Origin of the sequence: Streptomyces cavernicola, from assembly GCF_029968035.1 — a bacterium.
GTDB classification, from domain to species: Bacteria; Actinomycetota; Actinomycetes; order Streptomycetales; family Streptomycetaceae; genus Streptomyces; species Streptomyces cavernicola.
In genome coordinates this window covers 200,677-225,105 of record NZ_JASCIQ010000004.1, presented here as the reverse complement: position 1 = coordinate 225,105, position 24,429 = coordinate 200,677, and the positions used below count along the sequence as shown (strand labels likewise).

The window sequence follows — 24,429 nt, the reverse complement described above, 5'->3', positions numbered from 1 at the left end:
GCGTTCGCTGTACCGACGACATCTCATCCGCGTTCGAAGGAATGGCAGACCCGCATGGCCACCATGACGTACTACGAGGACTTCGAGCCGGGCACAGGAAGGCGCGTCCCGGCACGCTCCTGGGTGTGCACGGACGCGCCCGCGCTGCGCCTCGACGGCGACTGGCGTTTCCGGTACGCGCCTTCGCCGCTGGGCCTCGATGACACGGTCGCCGACCCCGGCTTCGACGACACGGCATGGGACACCCTCCCCGTGCCCTCGCACTGGGTGCTGCACGGCGACGGCGCGTACGGACGGCCCGCGTACACGAACGTGCAGTACCCCTTCCCCATAGACGCGCCCAGGGTCCCCGACGAGAACCCGACCGGCGACCACCGGCGCGGCTTCGACCTGCCCGCCGAGTGGGCGGCCGAGCGGACGCTGTTGCGCTTCGACGGAGTCGAGTCGGCCTACCGGGTGTGGCTCAACGGGGTGGAGGTCGGCACCGGCAAAGCGTCGCGCCTGGCCCAGGAGTTCGACATCACCGAGCTGGTCCGGCCCGCGGGGAACGTGCTCGTGGTCCGCGTGCACCAGTGGTCGACCGGGAGCTACCTGGAGGACCAGGACCAGTGGTGGCTCCCCGGTATCTTCCGCGACGTCACCGTTCTGGGCCGTCCGGCCGGCTGTGTCGACGACGTGTGGGTCAGGTCCGACTATGACCACGTCACCGGCGCGGGCCGGCTGACGGCCGAACTCGTCGCCCGCCCCGAGGCGTTCCCCGTCACGCTGAGCGTTCCCGAACTCGGCATCGAGGAGACCTGGCACTCCGCGGCGGACGTCGCCCCGGTGGCGGCCGGCGTCGTGGAGCCCTGGAGCGCCGAGAATCCACGGCTGTACGACGCCGACATCGCGTCACGGGGCGAGACGGTCTCCCTCCGCATCGGTTTCCGTACGGTCCGCATCGTCGGTGACGCCTTCACCGTGAACGGCCGCCGCGTCGTCTTCCGCGGCGTGAACCGTCACGAGACGCACCCCGAGCGCGGCCGCGTCTTCGACGAGGAACACGCCCGCGCCGACCTGGAGTTGATGAAGCGGCACAACGTCAACGCGATCCGGACCAGTCACTATCCGCCGCATCCCCGCCTGCTGGACCTCGCCGACGAGTACGGCTTCTGGGTGATCGACGAGTGCGACCTCGAAACGCACGGCTACACCTTCCTGGACTGGGCGGGAAACCCCAGCGACGACCCCCGCTTCGAGGTGCAGTACCTCGACCGGATCGAACGCACCGTGGAACGCGACAAGAACCACCCCTCGATCGTGATGTGGTCCCTGGGCAACGAGTCCGGAACCGGTCGCAACCTCGCCGCGATGTCGCACTGGGTCCACCACAGGGACCCGGACCGTCCGGTGCACTACGAGGGCGACTACACCGGCCAGTACACCGACGTGTACTCGCGGATGTACGCGAACCTGGAGGAGACCGAATCCATCGGCAGCGGTGCCGTCACCGGACAGCTCCTCGGCTGCAACCCGGCCGAATCCGCCAGGCAGCGCGCCAAACCCTTCCTGCTGTGTGAGTACGCGCACGCGATGGGCAACGGTCCCGGCGCGCTCGCCGAGTACGACGCGCTCTTCGACGCCCACCCGAAGCTGCACGGCGGCTTCGTCTGGGAGTGGCGAGACCACGGCATCCTGACCCGCTCAGCCGACGGCACGCCGTTCCACGCCTATGGCGGGGACTTCGGCGAGACGGTGCACGACGGGAATTTCGTGATGGACGGCCTCGTGCGCTCCGACGACGTCCCCACACCGGGCCTTGCCGAGTTCAAGGCCGTGAGCGCGCCGGTGCGTCTCGCGTTCGACGACGGGGCGGGGCGGACGGACCGGGCCGCTCCGACGGTCACGGTGCACAACCGTCACCACTCGCTCTCCACCGCCCACCTGGCCTTCGAGTGGCTTCTTGAGCGGGACGGGCACCACGTCGCCGCCGACCGGCTGCCGGTCCCGCCCGTGCCCGCCGGTGAAAGCTCCGTGACCACCCTTCCGCCGCAGGCTCTGCCCGCTGCGGAAGCGGATCCCTCGGCCGAGCACTGGCTCACCGTCCGTGCCGTGCTCGCCCAGGACACGTCGTGGGCACCGGCCGGGCATGTGGTCGCCGCCGCACAGCACGATGTGACACCGCAGTCCGGATTCCCCTTGCACAGACCAGATCTGACGTTGCGTCACCGCGAGACGGCGACCGTTGCCCCTCGGCCCGCGGGACCGGCCGATCCGCCCGCACGGCACGCTCCGAGCCCGGCGGTCGAACTCGGAGCCGCCGCGTTCGACGGGCTCACGGGCCGCCTCGTACGCCTCGGACGGCTGCCGATCACCGGCCCCCGCCTGGAACTGTGGCGCGCGCCCACCGACAACGATCTCGCCGACGGATTCCCGTCCTACGAAGAGGCCGACCCGGAGCTCACCTTCGGCCATGGCGCCCCTGGGCCGAGTGCTGCCGAGCGGTGGCGGCGGGAGGGCCTCGACCGTCTCGTGCACCGCGTCGACCAGGTGCAGACCGGAGCCCACGGTGTGCTCGTCCGCGTGCGCGTGAGCGCCGCGAACAGCGCGAAGAGCGTCGACGTGACGTACCGGTGGTGGAGCAGCGGCAACGGGATCGGCCTCAGGGCCGACATCGTTCCGAGTACCGGGTGGACGACCGCGTGGCCGCGCACCGGAATCTGCTTCGACCTGCCCGCCGGGATCTCCCGGGCCTCCTGGTTCGGCACCGGACCCGGTGAGTCGTACCCGGACAGCCGCGCCGCCGCACTGGTGGGCCGGTTCGACGCCGCCGTCGACGACCTCACCTTCCGCTACGCCCGCCCGCAGGAGAGCGGCCACCGCAGCGACCTGCGCGAACTCGTCCTGTCCGACCGTCATGAACGCGTACTCACGCTGCGCACGGAACCCGATCTGCAGGGCCGCCGGCCCGGGTTCACCGTCAGCCGCTGGTCCCCGCAGCAGACCGCTGCCGCGGGCCACCCCCACGAGCTGCCGGCCACGGACGGCTACCGGCTCCACATCGACGCCGCCCAGCACGGCCTCGGCTCGCGATCGTGCGGCCTCGACGTCCTTCCGCGTCACGCCAACCGGCCGGCCGCCCGGACGATCGAGCTGCACTTCGAGGCCGGTCCCGCCTGAGTGCCTGAACCGCGCTCCTGACCTCGCGTCAGGGCGGTCGACGCCATCGAGGCGGCGGCCGAGGCCCCCGTGGCCGGGGCGCGGGAGCGCGGGTTCAAGCCTTCGGGGCGCCCCTCTGCCGGAGGTCTGCCAGCAGTCGCTTCTGGGTACGCCGGCCCCGGGCGACGACGAGCGGTGCGGCGGCCAGTCCGAGCCTCGGCGCCAGCGAGGCGAGCCGGGCCGCGAGGCCGCGCCGGCCCGGGAGCGCGGTGACCAGGCGGGGTTTGTCGAGCACGGTGCGGACCGCTTCGACGACCTCCTCGGCCTTGAGCAGCTTCCCGGAGAACGACAGTGCGGAGCCGGGGTCGTCGAGCTTGTCGTGCAGCATCGGGGTCCAGATGCCGTCCGGGCAGACGCAGGAGATGTCGACATCCCTGACGCCCGCGAGCCTGAGGTCGGCCATCGTGCTCAGGCTGAAGCCGATCGCCGCGTGCTTGGACGCCGCGTAGACAGCCTCGCCGGCCACGGCGGTCAGGCCGGCGAGGGAGACGATGTTGACCACGTGTCCGCCGCCGGTTCTGCGCATCGCGCTGATCGCGGCGACCGTGCCGTTGATCGTGCCGAGGGCGTTGACGTCGAGCATCAGCCGGCGGCCGGCCTCGTCCTGCTCCCAGGCCGGGCCGGTGACCAGCACTCCGGCGTTGTTCACCCACACGTCCAGGCGGCCCGCCCGGGATACGATCGCGTCGCGTGCCGCCTCGACCTGGGCCTGGTCGCGGACGTCGACCGCCAACGCGGTGGCCCCGTCGCCGAGTTCGTCGGCCGCCTCCTGTGCCGAGGCCGGGTTCACGTCGGTGACGAGGACCTGGTAGCCGCGTGCGAGGAGGAGCCGGGCGAGCTGTCTGCCCAGGCCGCGGCCCGCACCGGTGACGACAGCTCCTGCGGGGGAGCGGGTCACCGCAGCCCCGCCTTGATCTCGCCGTACGCGATCCCGCCGTGTACGTAGGTGGGAACGACGGGCCAGAACCGCTTCCACGGAGCGAGTTCGGTCGAGGGCAGGATCTGGAGCCAGCGCGGGTCCCGCTTGCAGGGGTCGGCCAGGATCTTCTCCTTGACCATCGAGTCGTACTGGTCGAGGGAGTCCTCGAGGGTGTTGGCGTTCGGGCAGATCTCGCGGCCGAACCGTTCGTGGTATCTGCGCACGCCGGGGATCTTCGACAGCTCGGGCTGCCAGTTGTCCAGGGAGATGCCGTTCTCCGACGAGACCCAGACGCCGTCCGGGGTGTTGATCACCAGCGAGTGGTTGCCGTCGGTGTGGCCGGGCGTCCACAACAGGGTGACGCCGGGGCCGAGTTCGATGTCGCCGTCGAAGGTCACGAACTTCGCCGGGTCCACACCGCCGAGCCCGCCGTCGACGTACCACGCCCACTGCATCGGGTGCAGCGACCGGAGTGTCGCCAGCTCGCGGCTGTGCACGAGCATCCTCGCGTCGCCGAACAGCGGTCGGCGCGGTTCGCTCTCGCCCTCGATCGTCTCGGTGGAGCCGAGGATCATCCGCGGGTCCTGCACGTGCAAGTGGTCGAAGGTGCAGAAGTCGATGTCGTCGGCGGTCAGGCCCAACTTCGTCAGGACATCGCCGGGTTCGTTGTAGTACCTGAGGACGGCCCTCCCGATCAGGTCGCCGCCCGGAACCTTGGCCATGAACCTCTGCAGATGCCGGTAGAACGGCGCTTCCGCGGAGCCGTCGGGGACCGTGGGCTCGAACACCAGCGTCCGTGGCACGCCGCTCCAGTCGTCGTACTGGACGACGACCATGCGGTTGATCATCGAGATCAACGGCAGGGTGGGCACCGAGACGGCGTTGTGGAAGGCGTAGTCGACCGGGTACGGAGCCGCCGCGATGTCCACCGACTTCACCCCGCGGACCTGGCCCTGCGCGGTGAAACGCGCCTTGTACGCCGTCGCCGCCTCCCGGACGGCCGCGAGCCGTTCACCACGCGGCCAGACGTCGTGCACGCCGTCGAACTCGGGGATCGGGCGGGCGCCGATCTCGGTGAGGTCCGGGCCGGATCGCTGTGCCGACTGCACCATGAGTCCCTCCTCGGGGTCGCTGCTGACCTCAGAGTGCAGTCTGGACGGGGCCGGAGACTTGTTTCAGCGCGACAGCTCGGGTCACTTCGACGGGGTGGTCCGCCGTGCTGTCCGGCGCAGCTCGCGCGGGCTGCTGCCGTACCAGCGCCTCACGGCATGGCTGAGAGTGGACTGCTCGGTGAATCCGACGAGCGCCGCGACCTGCCCCAGCGGGAGGTCGGACGTGGTGAGGTGACGATGGGCCGCGTCGCGTCGTACTTCGTCGAGGATCGATGCGAACGAGGCGCCCTCGGCGGCGAGTTTGCGCTGGAGGGTGCGCGGGTGCACGGAGAGGAGCCGTGCGACGCCGGCGATCGCCGGCGGGGCGGTGCCCAGGCTCCCGGCCAGCGCGCGCCGGACCTGCGTGGACAACTTCCGTGCGGGGTCCGGGTAGTGGCCGGCGAGGTACTCCACCGCCAGGCGCCGGATCGCCTCGTCGGCGGTGGCGAACTGCTCGTCGAGAAGGCGCCGTTCCACCCGGAGCGCCGCGGTCGGCCGGCCGAAGGCGACGTCGGCGCCGAAGAACCCGGTGTAGCGGGAGACGGGGGACAGGGGGCGGTGCGGGATCTCGATGGAGCGCAGCCCCGCCCGGCTGCCGACCAGCATCACCGAGACCCGGTAGAACAGTCCGAGCCCGAGCTCGATCGCCTGTGGGGAGTACGGCGACTCGTGCACGTCCTTCCGATAGGTCAGAGCGACGACACCGCGTCCTCGCCGAGGGTCGGCCTCGACCGCGACGCTGAGCGCCGGACTGTGGACGAACATGTACGTCGACGCGACGGCGAGCGCCTCGGCGACCGTCGAGGACGACTCGATCACCACCGCCAGCGGGCCGAGGATGCTCAAGTCCTGTGCCTCGGCCAGGCGCAGGCCGAAGTCCGGGCAGCCGAGTTCGTCCGCTGCCGAGTCGAGGACGAGGTCGTTGGCGGTGATCGGGATGAGGTCCTCGTCGGATTCCAGACCCTGCCGTGTGAGGCCGAACCGGGCGAGCAGCCCGTCCGCGTCACCGCCCAGTCCCTCCACGAGCGGGACGAAGCCGCGCAGGCTGGCGGCGCGGATCATCGGGATCATGACGGAAGGCTACGCAGCCCTGGCGAGTTCGCGCGCGGACGCCCGTATCGGGCCCCAAAGGTAAAAAGTTTTGCCTGTTTTGCCCGTATATGGAGGGCGATAAGGGCAGAAAGAGACTTATCGAGGTGCGGGGTGAGTTGCCACGGCGAGGTCGGGAGGCTTATAAGAAGAGCGTGAGTGAAGTAATTCCGGGAATTCCGGTGACGGCCTCCCGCGGAGGTTCCCCATGTTTCTGACTCCGTCCGACACGGAAAAGCTGCTTTTGAATGTCGCCGGAATGGTGGCCCGTGACCGGCGGGCCCGCGGCGTACGACTGAATTACCCGGAGGCTGTCGCACTGCTCGCCTGCTGGGCGATGGAGCGGGCCCGCGAGGGTGCCCGCGTGAGTGACCTGATGGCCGAGGGGCGACAGGTCCTCACCCGCGCTGACGTGCTCGAAGGCGTTCCGGAGATGCTGCATGACGTCCAGGTCGAGGCGACCTTCCCGGACGGGCGCAAGCTCGTCACGATCACCTCGCCGATCCCGTGATCCCCGGCGAGATCCGGACCGGGTCCGGCGTACTGAAAATAAATGACACGCGCGCTCAACGGCAGCTGGCCGTCGTGAACGAGGGCGACCGCCCCATTCAAGTCGGATCTCATCTGCATTTCTCCGAAGCGAATCCCGCGCTTTCCTTCGACCGGTCCCTTGCCGAGGGTTTCCGGCTCGATATTCCCTCCGGCACGTCCCTGCGATTCGAACCCGGAGTCGGTGTCGAGGTCGGCCTCGTCGAGCTGGGCGGACGTCGGGCAGTGCCCGGCATCGTCCTGCCCGGCACCCGTACCGCACGAACGGACAACAGCTGACATGGCACAACTGACCCGCGCCGCCTACGCGTCGCTCTACGGACCCACCACCGGCGACCGCGTGCGCCTCGCCGACACCGACCTCTGGATCGAGGTCGAGGAAGACCGCTGCTTCGGCGGCGACGAGGCCGTGTTCGGCGGCGGCAAGTCCATCCGTGAATCCATGGGCCAGGCCACCACCCCGCGCGCCGACGGCGCCCTCGACCTCGTCATCACCAATGTCGTCGTCCTCGACCACTGGGGCGTCGTCAAGACGGACGTCGGCGTCCGGGCGGGCAGGATCGTGGCCCTCGGCCGCTCCGGGAACCCCGACATCAGCGACGGCGTCCACCCCGACCTGGTGATCGGCCCCGGTACCGATGTGGTCTCCGGCGAGGGCCGCATCCTCACCGCCGGAGCCGTCGACACGCACGTGCACTTCCTGATGCCCGAGACACTGCACGAGGCCCTCGCCACCGGCACCACCACCGTCATCGGCGGCGGCACCGGCGCCACCGAGGGATCGAAGGCCACCACGGTCACCCCGGGCGCCTGGAACCTCACGATGATCCACCGCTCCCTGGACCGCGTACCGCTCAACATCCTGCTGTTCGCCAAGGGTTCGACGGTCGGCGAGGAAGCCCTGCGCGAAGCGGCGCTCGGCGGCGCCGGAGGCTACAAGGTGCATGAGGACTGGGGCGCCACCCCCGCCGCCATCGACGCCGCGCTGAAGGCGGCCGACGCCCACGGCCTCCAAGTCGCCCTGCACGCCGACAGTCTCAACGAGGTGGGCTACGTCGAAGGAACCCTCGACGCCATCGCCGGACGCGGCATCCACGTCTTCCACGCGGAAGGCGCCGGAGGAGGCCACGCACCCGACATCATCACCGTCGCCTCCCACCCCAACATCCTTCCGGCGTCCACCAATCCGACCCTCCCGCACACCGTGAACACCGTCGCCGAGCATCTCGACATGCTGATGGTGTGCCACCACCTCAACCCGCGCGTCCCCGAGGACCTCGCCTTCGCGGAGTCCCGCATCCGCGCCACCACCATCGCCGCCGAAGACGTCCTGCACGACATCGGAGCGCTGTCCATCACCTCCTCCGACGCCCAGGCCATGGGACGCATCGGTGAGGTCATCTGCCGCACCTGGCAGGTCGCCCACACCATGAAGCAGCGCTTCGGCGACCGCGACAGCGCACTGCCCGCCGACAACGAACGCGCCCGCCGCTACGTCGCCAAGTACACGATCTGCCCGGCCGTCGCCCACGGCATCGACCACGTCGTCGGCTCCGTCGAACCCGGCAAGCTCGCCGACCTGGTGCTGTGGGACCCCGCCTTCTTCGGCATCCGCCCCGCGGCCGTCATCAAGGGCGGCATGGTGGTGTACGCGCCCCTCGGCGACGCCAACGCCGCCATCCCCACCACCCAGCCCGTGCTGCTCCGCCCCACCGCCGCGGCCGGCGCCGCCCCACACCTCTCGGTCAGCTTCGTCGCCCCGGCGGCCCTGGAGCACGGCCTCGCCGAACACCTCGGCCTGGAACGGGAGTTGGTCGCCGTACGGCCCACCCGCCACCTCACCAAGGCCGACCTCCCCAACAACACGGCGCTCCCCGACATCGACGTCGACCCGGAGACCTTCGCCATCCGGATCGACGGAGAGCCCGTCGAGCCCGCCCCGGCCGCCGAACTGCCGCTCGCCCAGCGGTACTCCCTGTTCTGATGCCGGGCCTGGCACCCCTCCTGCTCGGCGACGGCCGACTCCCGGTCGGCGCGTACACCTACAGCGCCGGACTCGAACCGTCCGTCGCGGCCGGGCTCACCCGCGACCGGATCCCCGCACTGCTGCGGGCCCGGCTGCGCACCGCGGCCGTCACCGAGGCGGCGGCAACCGTCCTCGCCCTGCGGGCCGCCGGACGGAACCCGGTGGACTACGGTCCCGTACAGCGGGCCCTCGCCGCCCGGACACCCGCCGCGCCCCTGCGCGACGCGTCGGCGGCACTGGGCCGCGGTGTGCACCGGCTCGCCCGCAGGCTGGCCCCGGAACACCCGGCGGTCACCGCCCTGTCCACGATCCGCCCCCGCCCACTGCGGCCGGTCGCACTCGGCGCGCTCGGAGCCGTCATGAACGTCTCGGAGGAGGACCTGGCACACGCGGTCGTCTACGACGAACTGCAGACGGTCACCTCGGCCGCGCTCAAGCTGCTGCCGGGTGACCCCCTCGACACGGTCGCCTGGATCCTCGCCGCCGAGCCGGACGCCACGGCCGCGGTTCAGGAGGCCCTCGCCGTACGGACCCCGGCCGAACTGCCCGCCCGTACACCTCTGCTCACCGAACAGTGGGCGCTCCAGCACGCACGACAAGAACGGAGACTCTTCCATGCCTGACCAGCAGCAGACCCACCCGCACCACCCCCAGACCCCCGGCACCCCGCGGGCCCTCCGGCTCGGCGTCGCGGGCCCCGTCGGCACCGGCAAGAGCTCGATCCTCGCCACCCTGTGCCGGGAACTCGCCGGCGAACTCGCCATGGCCGTCGTCACCAACGACATCTACACCGACGAGGACGCCCGCTTCCTGCGCTCCGCCGGAGTGCTGCCCACGGAACGCATCAAGGCGGTGGAGACCGGCGCCTGCCCGCACACCGCGATCCGCGACGACGTCAGCGCCAACCTCGACGCCGTCGAGGACCTGGAGGAGGCGTACGGGCCCCTGGACCTGGTGCTCGTGGAGAGCGGCGGTGACAACCTCACCGCCACCTTCAGCCCGGCTCTCGCCGATGCCCAGTTGTTCTGCATCGACGTCGCGGGCGGCGGCGACGTGGCGCGCAAGGGCGGCCCCGGCATCACCGGCGCCGACCTCCTGATCGTCAACAAGACCGACCTGGCGCCGTACGTCGACGTCGATGTGGCCGCCATGGTCACCGACGCCCGGAGCGCCCGCAACGGCCTGCCGGTTCTCGCGCTCTCCAAGAACGACCCGGGAGCGATCGCCGAACTCGCCGACTGGGTCCGTTCGGTGCTCGCCCGCCACCGCGACGGCACCCACATCCCCACCGACCCGGGACCGATGGCGCCCCACAGTCACTCCCACGGTCACTCCCACAGCCACGACTCGTGACCTGGCACACGACGGCCCAGGCCGAGCCGGCCGACCCCACGGTCGTCGCCGTGGAGCGCGCCGACGACGAGCGCACCCTCGTCCGCGAACTGCGCCCCGGCGCCTTCCTCGCCCCCCGCCCCCTCCTGCCGGCCCCTGACCGGGTACGGATCGCCCTGGTCAATACCCGGGCCGGGCTGCTCGCCGGCGACGATCTGACGCTGCACATCTCAGTCGGCCGCGGGGCCCGCCTGGAGCTGGTGGAGCCCTCCGGCCTGGTCGCCTACGACCACCGCGGCGGCAGATCCCGGTGGCGGGCCCGTGTCGACATAGCCGAAGGCGGTGAACTGCACTGGGACGCCCGCCCGTTCGTGGTCTGCGACGGCGCCCGGGTGACCCGCTCGATGGACGTCCGCCTGGCGGCCGGAGCGCGGATGCTGTGGCGGGACACCCTCGTCCTCGGACGCTCCGGCGAGCGCGGGGGCACCGTCCGGGCCACCACCCGCGCCACCTACGACGGTCACGAGCTGCTGATCGAGGACCTCGACCTGACGGACCCGGACCTGCGCGAACTCCCCGGCATTCTGGGGCCCCACCGCGTGATCGGTGCGGTCACGGCCCTCGGTTTCCGCCCCCCGGGCCCGCACCACCCCTCCCTCATGGAACTGGCGGGACCGGCGGCGCAGGTACGACTCCTGGACACGGTGGCTCCGGAGATCGACGCGGAACTGGCTGCGGTCTGGGAGCAGTGGCAGAACGGCCGCCCCGCCCGGGTTCCGTCCCTGCCATAGACGGTCCGTCATCAACGGTCCGTCATCACCTGGGCCTTCACCGGGGCGCCCGCCTCCGGCTACCGGGCCACCGGCGCTGCCGTCCGCTCCAGCTCGGCCACGCCGTCGTCCAGCCGACGGCGAAGGGCGATCGCGTCCTCCGCCAGGGCCGTGACCAGTACCGCGGAATCGGACAGCGGAAGGACCGCGGTGTCCGGGTGGGCGGTCACGGCGGGCAGACCGTCCCGTTCGGCGCCCCACTGCGGATCGACCACGAGCAGTGAACCCAGCGCCCGACGCCCACCGGTGACGGCCGGCCCCTGCCAGCCGGGGGCGCCGGGGCCGACCGCCAGTTCCTGGTCGTACAGCGGCCGGTCTCCCCGGCAGACCCGGAGCCGCTGCCTGACGGTCCCGGGCTGCTCCCCGTGCCGGCCGAGCAGCAGTTCCTCGCGCAGCAGCAGGCGCGCGCCCGGCTCCAGCACGACGTCCGTCCTGATGTGGTGGTCGCAGCCGCGCGCGGCGATGACCGGCTCGGGCAGCCATACCAAGGTGGCCTTCCGGCCGACCCGCACCGTCGTCCGGATCCGGGAGGGCTCGCCGTGCGGACCGGGCAGGGCCAGGGTCGCCGACACGTCCCGCAGTACGAGGGCGGCGCCGGCGCCGACATCCACGTGGAACCGCAGGTGGTCGCCGCCCAGCGGACCGCCGGCGCCGGCGGCGCGGGAGATCCGGGCGGTGCCCCGGCCGGTCAGGTCCCAACGCCGCAGCGGCTCGGGGCCGGTGGCGATGGCGGGCCGCAGCAGCAGCGGGCCGTCCGACCGCAGCCGGGCGACCCGGCTGCGGTCCCGGCCGCCCGCACCCGCGGTGAGCGCGACCGCGAGCTCCGCGCGGGCTCGCATCAGCGGGCGGGTACGGAGAGGAGTTCCCGGATCCACGCGGCGACGGCCGTGGCGCCCGGGTCCTCGGTCAGCGAGGTGAACAGCACCGGCAGGTTGCCGCGCTGCGCGTGGGCGTCGCGTGCCATCACCTCCAGATCGGCACCGACGTTCACCGCGAGGTCGGTCTTGTTGATGACGAGCAGGTCGGCCCGGGTGACCCCGGGACCGCCCTTGCGTGGAACCTTGTCGCCGCCGGCTACGTCGACGACGAAGACCTGATGGTCGACCAGACCGTTGCTGAACGTGGCGGTGAGGTTGTCCCCGCCGCTCTCCACCAGCACGAGGTCCAGAGGCGGGAGGCTTCCCTGGAGGTCCTCGATGGCTTCCAGGTTGGCCGAGATGTCGTCCCGGATGGCGGTGTGCGGGCAGCAGCCGGTCTCCACGGCCCGGACCCGCTCGGCGGGCAGCACACCATGGCGCAGCAGGAAGTCGGCGTCCTCGGTGGTGTAGATGTCGTTGGTCACGACCGCCAGTTGGCACTCGGCGCTCAACGCGCGGCACAGTGCGGCCACGAGAGCGGTCTTGCCGGAGCCGACGGGACCGCCGATCCCGATCCGCAGAGGTGCCTGACCTCCCCTGCCCGGCGAGGGCGGCGTCGTGCCCGCGGGGGACCGGGAACCGTCCGGCTGTCCCTCGGACCGCTCTTCGTCGTACGTGTCGGATCGTGCATGGTCAAGATGCAAAGAGACGCACCTCCCAGGTGGCGTGCAGTTCGGTGGAGACATCGAGCAACGGTGCGCCCCAGGCGGGGAGATCCGCTGGGGCGGCGTGTGCCTGCGCGGCGGCGGCGGTGGCCACGGCGTCGAGCCGGTCGCCGAGCCGAGCGAGTACCGCGTAGACGGAATAGGGGTCGAGCCCGAGCAGCCGGACAGCGGCGGTCGCCGGGACCATGACCGAGTCGTGCACGGCAGCCCAGGCGACGGCCCGCGGTTCCAGACCGGCGACGGCCGCGACGGCACCCAGCGCGACCGGCTGGTGCGGACCGCGTCGGGTGGCCGCGGCGAGCTCGTCGAGGGTGCTGTGCGGCCACACCCGCAGGCCGCAGCGCAACAGTTGACGGCCCAGCCTGCGGGACGCGGTGCGCAGCGCCGGGGACGGGGTCCGTGCCTCCAACTCGTCGTCGAGTCGGCTCAGTTCGGCGGCGGTGCCGCTGCCGCCCGTCACCGGGAGACCGGACCGTACGCTCGCGCACGCAGCGGCGGAGAATGCCGCTGCGACATGACCCACGGTCGCCACCCGACCGCGCAGGAACGCCTCGAGGCCGGTGAGGTCCTGCAGGTCCTCCAGGGCGACGGCTGCCTCAAGTCCCCCGGAGTGCGCGTGCGCCCCCGCGGGGAGACGCCCGTCGGCGAGCAGGAGCAGCGCGGCGAAGGAGTCCGGAACCGGCGGTGGTGAGGGGCGGTCCGGCGTGGTCGGCGCCGCCGGCGTCGTCGTCGCGGTGGTCGATGTCGTCATCTAGAAGAGGAAGTAGCGCTGCGTCAGGGGCAGCTCGTGGGCGGGTTCGTGCTCGATCAGCTCGCCGTCGACGCGGACGCTGTACGTGTCGGGGTCGACCTCGATGCGGGGCAGTGCGGTGTTCTCCGGCAAGTCGGCCTTGCCGCGGCCCCGTACGCTCCGGACCGGCACCAGTGGGCGCGTGACCCCGGTGAGCCGCTCGGCCAGACCGTCCTCGATCGCGGCCGGCGAGACGAACGCGACGCTCGTCGACGCCGCCGACGGACTCTTGGCGTTGAAGCCGAGGCGCGGCAGGACCGGATGCGGGGTGGGTACCGATGCGTTGGGGTCGCCGAGCGCGGCAGAGGCCGCCATACCGCCCTTGAACACGATGGTCGGCCGCACCCCGAACAGCGCCGGCTGCCACAGCACCAGGTCGGCCGTCTTGCCCGGTTCGACCGAGCCGACCTCGCCTTCCAGACCGTGGGCGACGGCAGGACAGATGGTGTACTTCGCGATGTAGCGGCGGGCCCGGTGGTTGTCGGCCCGGCCGTCGCCGGGCAGTGACCCGCGCAGCTCCTTCATCCGGTGGGCGGTCTGCCAGGTCCGGGACACCACCTCACCGATCCGGCCCATCGCCTGTGCGTCCGAGGACATGATCGACAGCGCGCCCAGGTCCTGCAGCACGTCCTCGGCGGCGATGGTGCCCGCCCGGACCCGGCTCTCGGCGAAGGCCAGGTCGTTCGGGATCTGCGGGTTGAGATGGTGGGCCACCATCACCATGTCCAGGTGCTCGGCGATGGTGTTGTGCGTGAAAGGCCGGGTCGGGTTGGTGGAGGCGGGCAGCACGTACGGCTCCGCAGCGATCCGGATGATGTCCGGAGCGTGGCCGCCGCCCGCGCCCTCGGTGTGAAAAGCGTGGAACGTACGGCCCTTGACCGCGGCGAGCAGATCCTCCACGAACCCGGCCTCGTTGAGGGTGTCGCTGTGGATCGCGACCTGCACACCCGCCGCGTCGGCGACGGTCAGGGCCGCGTCGACCGCCGCGGGGGTCGCCCCCCAGTCCTCGTGGACCTTGAACCCGGCCGCCCCGCCCCGCAGTTGCTCCCACAGCGCGTCGGGGGAGACCGTGTTGCCGCGGGCCAGGAGCAGCACGTTGACCGGCCAGGGTTCGAGCGACTCCAGCATCCGCTCCAGCCACCACGAGCCCGGTGTCGCCAGCGTCGCAAGGGAGCCCTGGGTCGGCCCGGTACCGCCGCCGACCACCGTCGTCGTGCCCGCGGCCAGGGCCTCCTCGAACATGTCCGGGCCGACGAAGTGCACATGCGTGTCGATGGTGCCCGCGGTCAGGATCATGCCGTTGCCCGCGGCGATCTCCGTCGAGGGGCCGATGACCAGGTCGGGGTGCACGCCGTCCATGGTCTCCGGGTTGCCGGCCTTGCCCAGGGCGGTGATCCGGCCGTCGCGGATGCCCACGTCGGCCTTCACCACACCCCAGTGGTCCAGGACGACGGCGCCGGTGATGACCAGGTCAGGCGTCCCCTCCGCCCGGGTGGCACGGGACTGGCCCATCGACTCGCGGATGGACTTGCCGCCGCCGAAGACCGCTTCGTCACCGCCGGCGCAGCGGTCCTCCTCGACCTCGATGAACAGGTTGGTGTCCGCCAGGCGGATCCGGTCCCCGGTGGTGGGGCCGAACGCGGCCGCGTACTCCCGGCGTTCGACGTCAGCCATCGAGCGGCCCTCCGCACTCTCCCCGCAGCCCGGCGACGACGCGCTGCCCCGCGATCGGAATCAGCACCACCTCCACCAGCGCGCCCGGCTCGAACCGCATCGACCCGCCCGACAGCACACTCAGCCGCCTGCCCCACGCCGCCTTCCGGTCGAACTCCAGCGCCGGGTTCGCCTCGGCGAAGTGATAGTGCGACCCGACCTGTACAGGCCGGTCTCCTGTGTTGATCACACGCATGGTGACTGCGTCCTTGCCCTCGTTGATCACCACCGGACCGTCGCCGTAGAGGATCTCCCCGGGGATCAACGGACGGTCGATGTGCGGCTGTTCGCCGGTGTAGTGCTGCCGGGGTGCCTGCCTCTCGCCGGTCCCGGCCCGCCGCGGCAGGCTCGGAGTGCTCGGACCGCTGTGCGGGTGCCGTGACGCGCCCTTCCGCCCCGAACCGCCCGGATCGTCGCTGGGGTGCTCGCCGCGGGTCATGAGATCGGCCCCGTCACGGTGATCAGCTTGGTGCCGTCCGGAAAGGTCGCTTCCACCTGCAACTGGGCGAGCATCTCGGGCACGCCTTCCATCACGTCGTCCCGTTCGAGCACGTCCCGACCGGCCTCCATGAGATCGGTCACCGAACGGCCGTCCCGTGCGCCTTCCAACAGAAACGACGAGATGAGGGCCGTCGCCTCGGGAAGGTTGAGCTTCACACCGCGTTCTCTGCGCTCGGCGGCGAGCTTGGCAGCCGTGTAGATCATCAAGCGCTCACGCTCGTGCAGTGTCAGCAGCACCGGACCACGCTCCGCTTCAAGAAGGGTGCAACGAGCCGCAATGGAAACACCCCTGACGCACCCGCCCATCTGGACACGCCTTCCCGACCGGCAGACGCACCCCCGGTTGGGCGAGGGCCCGCCCTGCGGCAACCCCACGGCGTGGGCGTCCGGCATCGCGCCGCAGAGTCAGTGCGCGAGGAGGACGTGCAGCCGACCGACCCGGTCCCTGCCCTCGTCCCGGCTTCCTAGGATCGCCCCATGACTGCCACCACCCCCGCTCACCTGCACACCCCTTCCGGCAAGCCGCGCGCCCGTGCCCTCGGCATCCCCTTCGACGGGACACCGGGGCCGGCCAACGCGATCACCGATGTGTCCGGCGTCCAGGTCGGCACGGTCACCCTGGTCGAGGGCGAGGACGTCCGCACCGGCGTCACCGCGGTCCTGCCGCGTGGCCGCGACGGGGTGGGAGTCCCCGTCGCGGCCGGCCTGTACTCCCTCAACGGCAACGGGGAGCTCACCGGCAGCCACTGGATCGAGGAGGCGGGCCAGTTCCACACACCGCTTCTGCTCACCAACACGCACGCAGTGGGCACGGCGCACCGCGGTGCCATCGACTGGATGGTCGCCAACAAGCCCGAACTGCGCGAGGGCTGGCTGCTTCCGGTGGTCGGCGAGACGTACGACGGCTACCTCAACGACATCAACGCCCCGCACCTCCAGCCGGAGCACGCGGTGGCCGCCATCGACGGGGCCGGCACAGGCCCCGTGGAGGAGGGCTCCGTCGGCGGCGGCACGGGCATGAACTGCTACGCGTACAAGGGCGGCAACGGCACGGCGTCCCGCCGGGTCCCGTACGGCGGCGAGGACTTCACCGTCGCCGCCTTCGTGCAGGCCAACTTCGGCTCGCGCCACGAACTGACCGTCGCCGGCCGTCCGGTGGGCCGCGGCCTGCTCGCCGACAACCCGATGCAGGAGAGCCGCCAGGCGAACGCCGCGGTGGCCGCGCCGCCCGAGGGATCCGGTTCCGTCATCGTCGTCATCGCCACGGACGCGCCGCTCCTGCCCCACCAGTGCAAGGCTCTGGCCCGCCGCATCCCGCTGGGCCTGGCTCGCACCGGCACCACCGGATCGCATTTCTCCGGGGACATCTTCCTCGCGTTCTCCACGGCGAACGAGGGCGCGCTCGCCTCGTCCTTCAGCGGCGAGGAGACGTACGACTCGATGCGCGCGATCCCCGCCGGACGGATCAACCCCTTCTACGACGCCGTCGTCCAGTCCGTCGAGGAAGCGGTCCTCAACGCGCTCGTCGCGAACGAGGAGATGACCGGCAGGGCGGGCCATCGTACGCCTGCCCTGCCGGTCGCCCGGCTGGTGCGGCTGCTTGCCGAACAGGGCGTGGAAACGGTCCGGCAGCCATGAGCGCACCGCGGTAGCTCAGACCGTCGCCGCTTCGTCGGCCCGTTCGCCCCGGGGCTCGGCGGACTCTCCGATGTCGGCGCGATGCGACTCCCCGGTCAGGGCGATCGCCACCGAACTGACCAGGCACACACCGATGATGTAGAGGCTGACCGTCCCGGAGTTGGTTCCGCCCCCCGAAGCCGCCAGCAGGCTGGAGGCGATCAGGGGGGCGGTGCCCGCGCCCAGCGTGGTCGCCAACTGGTAGCCGAGCGAGGCCCCGGTGTAGCGGGCCCTGGTGCCGAACATCTCGCTGACGAACGCCGCCATCGGTCCGTACATCGAAGCCTGCAGGATCGGGTTGCCCAGGATGTAGGCGGCGAACAGCAGCGCCGTGGAACCGCTGTTGACCAGGGCGAACAGCGGATACGCGCACGCCGCGGTGGCCAGCGCGCCGGCGATCATGACCGGGCGGCGCCCGATCCGGTCGGAGAGCATCGCGAAGGCGGGGATCGTGAAGACGTGCAGCGCCGAGGAGACGACCTGGGCCCAGAGCACCGTGGAGCGCTCGAAGCCGACGCCGGTCGCGTACGTGAGCATGAAGGTGGCGAGCAGCGACTGGATGACCAGTGCGGCACAGCCGCTCAGGCAGGACAGCACGATGTTCTTCGGGTAGCGGCGCAGCACGGTGACGAGCGGGGCCTCTTGCTTGGCCGCCTTCTGCTCCTGGGCGGCGCGCTGCTGCGCCGCCACGAAGACCGGGCTCTCGGTGACCTTGAGCCGGATGAACAGGCCGATGGCCATCAGGCCGAGGCTGAGCAGGAACGGCACCCGCCAGCCCCAGCTCAGGAACTGATCCTCGGGCAGCGCCGAGAAGCCGGCGAAGACGGCGGTGGCGAGCACGGCGCCGGCCGGGCCGCCCATGTTGGCGAAGGAGGCCATCAGTCCGCGCCGCCCCTCGCCCGCGTGCTCCATGGCCATCAGGGCCGCGCCGCCCCATTCGCCACCGACCGCGATGCCTTGTACGAGACGGCAGGTGACGAGCAGGACCGGCGCCCAGATGCCGATCACGTCGTAGGTGGGCAGCAGGCCGATGGCGAAGCTGGCGATCGCCATGATCGTCATGGTCATCACGAGCATCGACTTGCGGCCGACGCGGTCGCCGAAGTGACCGAAGACGATGCCGCCGAGCGGGCGGGCGACGTAGCCCACGGCGAGGGTGCCGAAGGCGGCGATGGTCCCGGCGAGGGCGCTGAGATCGGTGAAGAAGAGCTCGTTGAAGACGAGCGCGGCGGCGGCTCCGTACAGCAGGAAGTCGTAGAACTCGATGGCGCTGCCGACGAAACTGGACAGGGCGATTCGCCGGGATTCAGTGCGACGCGCAGCGTCATGGGTGGGCATCTGTGGCTCCGGATGGGTCGGCGCACGGCGGACGGTGAACGCGCCGGGTGAACGCGGCCGGCACTTGTTCGCCTGGCCGCCACCCTCGAGTGGTGCGTAATCCGCACTAGGGCGTGTAGATAGCGAACACGGTCCGCCAGGGAGGAGCGCGCCGTCAAGAGGCTCAGCAATGATCGATCAAATCTGGGGATCGGTCCGGGGCGGGGGAGTCGCTCTCCGGATGCCGGCGGACGAGCGGGGTCGGCCGCTCAGCCCAGTGTCGAGATCTCCTCGGCGACCCTCAGCATCGTCGGCACGGCGCCGTCGGCCACGTCCTTGCGGGTGGTGATGAGGTTGACGCAGAGGTGCAGGCCGGGGTCGGCGGTGTGCAGCGGCACGGCGACGCCGTACGCGCCGGGTTCGATCTCGCCGAATGTGCGGGCGTATCCGCGCTCGCGCACCTCGGCGGCGTCGGCCGGTTCGCCCGGTGAGGGCAGCCGCAGCGAGGACAGCGCGAGGCCCGCGGCGCCGATCCCCAAGGGGTGGCGGCTGCCCACGCGGTAACCGAGGTGGTAGTCGACGGTGCGGGGCTCGACGACCGCGACCGCGACCTGCTCGTCGCCCTCCGCGGCGATCAGGGCGACGGTGGCGCCGAGTTCGTCGGCGGTGCGCCGCAGGATCGGGAGGGCCGCCTCGCGTATGCCGGCCGCGTACCCGCGGGCCAGCGTCACCATGCCGGATCCTGCGCGGTAGCGGCCGTCGGAGGTCCGCACGGCCAGGCGGAAATCGGTGAGCGTGACCAGGATCCGGTAGGCGATCGTGCGGTGCACTCCGAGGTGCTGCGCCACGTCCTGCACCGTCAGCCCCTGCGGCCGGCCGGCGATGGCCTCGAGGGCCTGCAGCCCCCGGGCGAGAGTCTGAGATCCCGACGCGCCTTTGCCCGCTGCGCCACCCTGTCGCGTCTGCCCCTTGGAGGTGTCGCCGCCGGCCGGGGAGGCGGCTGCCCGCTCGTCGCTCATCCGGGCAGTTTACGGGTGGGGCATGGCGCCCCGTCAGGCCGGTCGGCGCGCTCGTCGCCCGCTCGGGACGGCTTCGGTCGCTTGACATTCCCGTGACGTACGCGTTCCATGAGCCACGTTGTGCAACTATCGTTCACTAGCGTTCATATAACGCACGACGGTCGAGGAGCCCCCGTCATGGCCATCACCAAGGAAGCCGCGTCGCGTGACATCGAGCTGCCGTCAGGCATGCGTCTGCGGTACTACGAGGCGGGCGAGGCCGATGCCACGCCGGTGGTACTGCTGCACGGCTCGGGCCCGGGTGCGACCGGCTGGTCCAACTTCTCCGGCAACATCGGCACGATCGCCGACGCGGGCTTCCACGTCGTCGCTCCCGACATGCCGGGCTGGGGCGATTCCGACGCCCAGGCCACCGCCGACATGGACCACGACGCGACCCTCGTCGAGTTCCTCGACGCCCTCGGCCTCGACAAGGCGGCCCTGGTCGGCAACTCGATGGGCGCCCACACCGCGGTCCGCTTCGCGACCCTGCACCCCGAGCGCATCACGCACCTCGTGACCATGGGCGCCTCCCTCGGCCGCGGCCCCGCCTCCCTCTTCGCTCCGGCCGACGGCCCGAGCGAGGGTCTGAAGGTGCTGGTCAAGGCGTACAAGGACGCGAGCCCCGAGAACATGAAGGCGCTCGTCGAGATCATGACGTACGACAAGGAGCGCTTCGCCACCCCGGAACTGACCCGGGCCCGCTCCGAGGCGGCGCTCGCCCGCCCCGACCACCTGAAGAACTACGTCGAGGGTCTCGCGCACGGCGCCCCGATCCCGATCAAGGTGGACCGCGACAAGATCTCCGGAATCCAGACGCCGACCCTGCTGATCCACGGCAGGGACGACCGCGTCCTGCACTACGAGACCAGCCTGCGTCTGCTCGCCGACATCCCGAACTCCCGCCTCGTGCTGCTCAATCGCTGCGGTCACTGGGCGATGATCGAGCACGCCGCGGAGTTCAACCGCCTCGTCATCGACTTCCTGTCCCACAACTGACGCCTGCTCACCCGATCGGAAACACCCCATGACCACCTACGACACTGACGTCGTCGTCATCGGAGCCGGACCGGTGGGCCTCACCCTGGCCAACCTGATCGGTGTACGCGGCCACCGTGCCACTGTCCTGGAGGCCCGGCACGAGCTGATCGACTACCCGCGAGGGGTCGGCCTCGACGACGAGTCGATCCGCACCCTGCACACGGCCGGCCTGTGGGAGCGGGTGCAGCCCTTCACGGTCCCGCACCATGTGGTGCGCCTGGTCAACGGCACCGGTCAGGTTCTCGCCACGAACAACCCGGGCACGCAGGAGTTCGGCTACCCCCGCAAGCACGGCTTCATCCAGCCGCTGGTCGACCGGGAACTGGCCGCCGGCCTCGACCGGTTCGACGGCACCGGGCTGCGCTTCGGGCACCGCGTCGTGGGCATCGAGGACCGCGGCGACCACGTCGCGGTGACGGCGGAACGTCCCGGCGCCGACGACGACACCGTCGAGACGGTCACCCTGACCGCCCGCTACGCCGTCGGCTGCGAGGGCGGCAGCTCCTTCACCCGCAAATGGATGGGAGTGAGCTTCGAGGGCAAGTCCCCGTCCACCCGCTGGGTCGTGGTCGACGTCGAGAACGACCCGATCGGCACCCCCTCGGTCTATCTGGGCGCCGACCCCCGTCGCCCGTACGTCTCCATCGGTCTGCCGCAGGGCGTCCGCCGCTGGGAGTTCATGCTTCACGACGACGAGCCGACCGACCTGTGCGACGACCGGGCGTTCATGCACTCGCTGCTCGCCCGGCACGTCCCGGACCCGTCCGCCCTGAAGATCATCAACCAGCGCACCTTCACCCATCACGGCCGCGTCGCCTCCGACTTCCGCAAGGGCCGGGTCTTCATCGCGGGTGACGCCGCCCACCTGATGCCGGTCTGGCTCGGCCAGGGCTGGAACTCCGGCATCCGGGACGCGACGAACCTGGCATGGAAGCTCACCGCCGTCCTCGCGGGTGACGCCGACGACGCCCTGCTCGACACGTACACCGTGGAGCGCCGCAAGCACGCCGCCGACATGATCGATGTGAACATGGCGGCGGGCACGGTCATGAAGATGGGCCGCCTCGGAGGCAAGGTCCGTGACGTGGCCGCCACCGCCCTCAACGCCGTCCCGAAGTGGAAGTCGTACTTCACCGAGCTGCGGTTCAAGCCGATGCCGCGCTACGCCGCAGGTGTCGTCGTCGACCAGGCCGACCTCACGCCCGGCCGGGCGCGCGCCGGGTTCAAGAACGGGACCGGCTTCAAGAACAGGACCGGGTTCAAGGGCCGGACCGGGGGACTGGCGCCGTTCGTCGACTCCGCGGGCGAACTCTCCCCGGTGGGGCTGCAGTTCATCCAGCCGCGGGTCAGCACCGCCGACGCCACCGACGTCCTCCTCGACGACGTGACCGGAGACTGGTGGACCCTCGCGACGTGGGGCACCGACCCGACGGCGTTCCTGTCCGCCGACGATCTCGACCTCGTCCGCCGCCACCGCGTCAAGCTGGTCTCGTTCGTGCCGGAGACCCAGCGCGCCTGGGCGGAGAAGCGGTACGCGGACTCGCCGGCGCCGGTCACCGTCGTCGGTGACACCTCCGGGGCCCTCAAGGACTGGTTCGACGTGCGCGCCTGCGGCCTGGTCCTGCTGCGCCCCGACCGCTTCGTCGCCGCCGCCTCGCTGACCCGGCAGGCGCCGCAGGCCCTCGCCGCGGTCTGCCGAGCCGGTTCGCTGCTCACCGACCGGACCACGGCCGTCCACGAGGAAGGAGTGCGGGCATGACCCTCGCTCTCGTCACGATGTCGCACAGCCCGCTGCTCGACCACGCCGAACCGCCCGCCGAGGTCGCGGGCGCGGTCCAAGGCGCCTTCGCCGACGCGCGCGCATTCGTCGAGGACTACGACCCGACGCTGGTCGTGTCCTTCGCGCCGGACCACTACAACGGCTTCTTCTACGACCTGATGCCACCGTTCTGCATCGGCTACGAGGCGGTGGGCGTCGGCGACTACGGCACCACCGAAGGGCCGCTGAACGTGCCGGCCGAGCGCGCCGAGGAGCTGGCCCAGTGGGTCGCCGACCGCGATATCGACGTGGCCATCTCACGCCGCATGGAGGTCGACCACGGGGCGATCCAGCCGCTCGAGATCCTGTTCGGCGGCATCGACACGGTGCCGACCATCCCGGTCTTCGTCAACGGCGTCGCCGAGCCGTTCGTGACCATGCGGCGCGTGCGCAGGCTCGGCGAGACCATCGGCGGCTTCCTGGCCACACTCAAGGACGAACGGGTCCTCGTCCTGGGTTCGGGCGGACTGTCGCACGACCCGCCGGTGCCGCAGTGGGCCACCGCGGGCGAAGCCGTACGCGCGATGCTGCTCGACGGCCGCCATCCGACGGCCGCCGCGCGGGACGCACGCCAGCAGCGGGTCATCGACACGGCGAAGGCGTTCACGGCGGGCACGGCGACCATCCGCGACCTCAACCCCGAATGGGACCGGGCCCTGATGGCGACGTTCGCCTCCGGCGATCTGGCGCCCGTCGATGCCATGACCCCGCGCCAGATGGCCGAGGACGCGGGCAACTCCGCGCACGAGGTCCGCACCTGGGTGGCCGCGTTCGCGGCGCTCGGCGCGGCCGGCCCGTACGAGGTGGAGCACTCGTTCTACCGTCCGATCCGGGAGTACATCGCCGGGTTCGGCGTGATGGCGGCCCGCACGGCGGCGTGACGGCGGCCTGATGGCGGCCCGCACGGCGGCGTGCGGCGGAATGCCCTGCCCGGACCCGGAGGGCCGCATCCCGTCCGGGTCCGCGAGGCGCTCCCCGTACAGTCGTTTTCTCCCCACCGCAGAAGGCAGACGAAGGACGGAGCCGCATGAGCGAGAACGGCCCCAGCGGTGTGCTGAGCAAGGCGCTCGCCGTCCTGCAGGCGTTCACCGTGGACGACACGACGCTGGGATTCGCCGAACTCCAACGCCGCACGGAGTTCCCCAAGGGCACACTGCACCGCGTCCTCGGCGATCTCGTGGCCGCGAAACTGCTCGACCGCGTGGACGGCCGCTACCGCCTGTCCGGGCTCGTCTTCGAACTCGGCATGCGCGCCTCGGTCGAACGGGGCCTGCTGGAAGTGGCGACCCCCTTCATGGAAGACCTGTACGTGCGCACGCACGAGCTGGTCCACCTGGGGGTCCGCGAAGGCACCGAGGTGGTCTACGTGGCGAAGATGGGCGGCCACCGGCAGGCAGCCTCCCCCTCCCGGCTCGGCGGGCGCATGCCGCTGCACTCGACGGCCCTCGGCAAAGTGCTCCTGGCGCACGCACCGGACGACGTCCGCGACGCGGTCCTGCACGGACCGATGGAACGCCGGGCCCCCAGAACCATCACCAACGTCGATGTCCTGGCACGCCAGCTCGCCGACGTCGCCACGACGGGGGTCGCGTTCGAGTACGAGGAATCAGCCGTCGGCATCGTCTGCGTGGCGTCGGGCATCTTCGGCCCGGCGGACGAGATCCTCGGCGCCGTCAGCGTCACCGGACCGGTGCACCGCTTCCAGCCGTCCCGGCACGCCGCCGGCGTCCGTGCGGCGGCGGCCGGGATCAGCGCCACGCTCGGGCGGCGAGCAGAGCTGCGCCGGCACTGACGCCGCCACACGCCTCTTCCGACGACAGTTCCGTCTCACGGAACT

23 protein-coding genes are annotated in these 24,429 nt (G+C 71.3%); 12 read left to right on the top strand and 11 right to left on the bottom strand.

Annotated elements, in window-relative coordinates; all coding sequences use genetic code 11:
- The first annotated feature begins 54 nt into the window (after window positions 1–54).
- Window positions 55–3,159, top strand: coding sequence for a glycoside hydrolase family 2 TIM barrel-domain containing protein (locus QIS96_RS05945; RefSeq protein ID WP_282541306.1), 3,105 nt, complete (start codon window positions 55–57; stop codon window positions 3,157–3,159).
- A 94-nt stretch (window positions 3,160–3,253) separates the two neighbouring features.
- Here the strand turns inward: QIS96_RS05945 and QIS96_RS05940 are convergent, their stop codons facing one another.
- The 3 genes from QIS96_RS05940 to QIS96_RS05930 form a co-directional block, all read right to left on the bottom strand.
- Window positions 3,254–4,096 (bottom strand): SDR family oxidoreductase, encoded by an 843-nt coding sequence (locus QIS96_RS05940; RefSeq protein ID WP_282541305.1) that lies wholly within the window; start codon window positions 4,094–4,096, stop codon window positions 3,254–3,256.
- The gene (locus QIS96_RS05935; protein WP_282541304.1) at window positions 4,093–5,229 is read right to left on the bottom strand and encodes an MBL fold metallo-hydrolase; all 1,137 of its coding nucleotides are present in this window, start codon (window positions 5,227–5,229) and stop codon (window positions 4,093–4,095) included. The genes QIS96_RS05940 and QIS96_RS05935 overlap by 4 nt, the downstream gene beginning before the upstream one ends.
- A gap of 81 nt (window positions 5,230–5,310) precedes the next feature.
- Entirely contained in the window at window positions 5,311–6,339 is a 1,029-nt protein-coding gene (locus tag QIS96_RS05930; RefSeq protein WP_282541303.1) for an AraC family transcriptional regulator, read from the bottom strand.
- A 226-nt stretch (window positions 6,340–6,565) separates the two neighbouring features.
- On the opposite strand from QIS96_RS05930, the gene QIS96_RS05925 reads away from it, so the two are divergent.
- From QIS96_RS05925 to QIS96_RS05900, 6 genes are read left to right on the top strand one after another with little or no spacing between them, the layout of a single operon-like run.
- Entirely contained in the window at window positions 6,566–6,868 is a 303-nt protein-coding gene (locus QIS96_RS05925; protein ID WP_282541302.1) for an urease subunit gamma, read from the top strand.
- A complete protein-coding gene (ureB, locus tag QIS96_RS05920; protein WP_282541301.1) occupies window positions 6,865–7,185 on the top strand; it encodes an urease subunit beta in 321 nt (106 codons plus the stop codon). The genes QIS96_RS05925 and ureB overlap by 4 nt, the downstream gene beginning before the upstream one ends.
- A 1-nt stretch (window position 7,186) precedes the next feature.
- Window positions 7,187–8,890, top strand: a complete 1,704-nt coding sequence (locus QIS96_RS05915) for an urease subunit alpha (RefSeq protein WP_282541300.1) — start codon at window positions 7,187–7,189, stop codon at window positions 8,888–8,890.
- On the top strand, window positions 8,890–9,555 hold the full coding sequence (locus tag QIS96_RS05910) for an urease accessory protein UreF (RefSeq protein ID WP_282541299.1): 666 nt from the start codon (window positions 8,890–8,892) through the stop codon (window positions 9,553–9,555). Before QIS96_RS05915 ends, QIS96_RS05910 begins: the two co-directional genes overlap by 1 nt.
- Window positions 9,548–10,285: an urease accessory protein UreG gene (gene ureG / locus QIS96_RS05905; protein WP_282541298.1), complete on the top strand. Its 738-nt coding sequence runs from the start codon at window positions 9,548–9,550 to the stop codon at window positions 10,283–10,285. Before QIS96_RS05910 ends, ureG (QIS96_RS05905) begins: the two co-directional genes overlap by 8 nt.
- On the top strand, window positions 10,282–11,055 hold the full coding sequence (locus tag QIS96_RS05900; RefSeq protein ID WP_408907130.1) for an urease accessory protein UreD: 774 nt from the start codon (window positions 10,282–10,284) through the stop codon (window positions 11,053–11,055). Before ureG (QIS96_RS05905) ends, QIS96_RS05900 begins: the two co-directional genes overlap by 4 nt.
- A 59-nt stretch (window positions 11,056–11,114) precedes the next feature.
- Here QIS96_RS05900 and QIS96_RS05895 read toward each other — a convergent pair whose 3' ends face one another.
- The 6 genes from QIS96_RS05895 to QIS96_RS05870 all read right to left on the bottom strand — a co-directional run bounded on the left by QIS96_RS05895 (window position 11,115) and on the right by QIS96_RS05870 (window position 15,917).
- Window positions 11,115–11,933, bottom strand: a complete 819-nt coding sequence (locus QIS96_RS05895; protein ID WP_282541297.1) for an urease accessory protein UreD — start codon at window positions 11,931–11,933, stop codon at window positions 11,115–11,117.
- Window positions 11,933–12,655: an urease accessory protein UreG gene (gene ureG, locus QIS96_RS05890; RefSeq protein WP_408907129.1), complete on the bottom strand. Its 723-nt coding sequence runs from the start codon at window positions 12,653–12,655 to the stop codon at window positions 11,933–11,935. Before ureG (QIS96_RS05890) ends, QIS96_RS05895 begins: the two co-directional genes overlap by 1 nt.
- A complete protein-coding gene (locus tag QIS96_RS05885; RefSeq protein WP_282541296.1) occupies window positions 12,645–13,427 on the bottom strand; it encodes an urease accessory protein UreF in 783 nt (260 codons plus the stop codon). The genes ureG (QIS96_RS05890) and QIS96_RS05885 overlap by 11 nt, the downstream gene beginning before the upstream one ends.
- Window positions 13,428–15,140, bottom strand: coding sequence for an urease subunit alpha (locus tag QIS96_RS05880; protein WP_282541295.1), 1,713 nt, complete (start codon window positions 15,138–15,140; stop codon window positions 13,428–13,430).
- Window positions 15,133–15,444 (bottom strand): urease subunit beta, encoded by a 312-nt coding sequence (locus tag QIS96_RS05875; RefSeq protein ID WP_282541368.1) that lies wholly within the window; start codon window positions 15,442–15,444, stop codon window positions 15,133–15,135. Before QIS96_RS05875 ends, QIS96_RS05880 begins: the two co-directional genes overlap by 8 nt.
- A 170-nt stretch (window positions 15,445–15,614) precedes the next feature.
- Window positions 15,615–15,917, bottom strand: a complete 303-nt coding sequence (locus QIS96_RS05870; protein WP_282541294.1) for an urease subunit gamma — start codon at window positions 15,915–15,917, stop codon at window positions 15,615–15,617.
- Window positions 15,918–16,157: 240 nt separating this feature from the next.
- Between QIS96_RS05870 and QIS96_RS05865 the strand changes: the two genes are divergently transcribed.
- The gene (locus QIS96_RS05865; protein ID WP_282541293.1) at window positions 16,158–17,318 is read left to right on the top strand and encodes a DmpA family aminopeptidase; all 1,161 of its coding nucleotides are present in this window, start codon (window positions 16,158–16,160) and stop codon (window positions 17,316–17,318) included.
- Window positions 17,319–17,333: 15 nt separating this feature from the next.
- Here the strand turns inward: QIS96_RS05865 and QIS96_RS05860 are convergent, their stop codons facing one another.
- Together QIS96_RS05860 and QIS96_RS05855 are read right to left on the bottom strand one after the other, a co-directional pair.
- Window positions 17,334–18,695 carry an MFS transporter gene (locus tag QIS96_RS05860; RefSeq protein WP_282541292.1) on the bottom strand — a complete coding sequence of 454 codons (1,362 nt, stop codon included), beginning with the start codon at window positions 18,693–18,695 and terminating at the stop codon, window positions 17,334–17,336.
- A 248-nt stretch (window positions 18,696–18,943) separates the two neighbouring features.
- A complete protein-coding gene (locus QIS96_RS05855) occupies window positions 18,944–19,693 on the bottom strand; it encodes an IclR family transcriptional regulator (protein WP_282541291.1) in 750 nt (249 codons plus the stop codon).
- Between the two features lie 177 nt (window positions 19,694–19,870).
- On the opposite strand from QIS96_RS05855, the gene QIS96_RS05850 reads away from it, so the two are divergent.
- The 4 genes from QIS96_RS05850 (at window position 19,871) to QIS96_RS05835 (ending at window position 24,384) form a co-directional block, all read left to right on the top strand.
- Complete coding sequence (locus QIS96_RS05850; RefSeq protein ID WP_282541290.1) at window positions 19,871–20,731, top strand: alpha/beta fold hydrolase; 861 nt, start codon at window positions 19,871–19,873, stop codon at window positions 20,729–20,731.
- A gap of 28 nt (window positions 20,732–20,759) precedes the next feature.
- Window positions 20,760–22,532: a bifunctional 3-(3-hydroxy-phenyl)propionate/3-hydroxycinnamic acid hydroxylase MhpA gene (gene mhpA, locus QIS96_RS05845; protein WP_282541289.1), complete on the top strand. Its 1,773-nt coding sequence runs from the start codon at window positions 20,760–20,762 to the stop codon at window positions 22,530–22,532.
- The gene (locus tag QIS96_RS05840; RefSeq protein WP_282541288.1) at window positions 22,529–23,473 is read left to right on the top strand and encodes a 3-carboxyethylcatechol 2,3-dioxygenase; all 945 of its coding nucleotides are present in this window, start codon (window positions 22,529–22,531) and stop codon (window positions 23,471–23,473) included. The genes mhpA and QIS96_RS05840 overlap by 4 nt, the downstream gene beginning before the upstream one ends.
- A gap of 146 nt (window positions 23,474–23,619) precedes the next feature.
- Entirely contained in the window at window positions 23,620–24,384 is a 765-nt protein-coding gene (locus QIS96_RS05835; RefSeq protein ID WP_282541287.1) for an IclR family transcriptional regulator, read from the top strand.
- The last annotated feature ends 45 nt before the right edge of the window (window positions 24,385–24,429 follow it).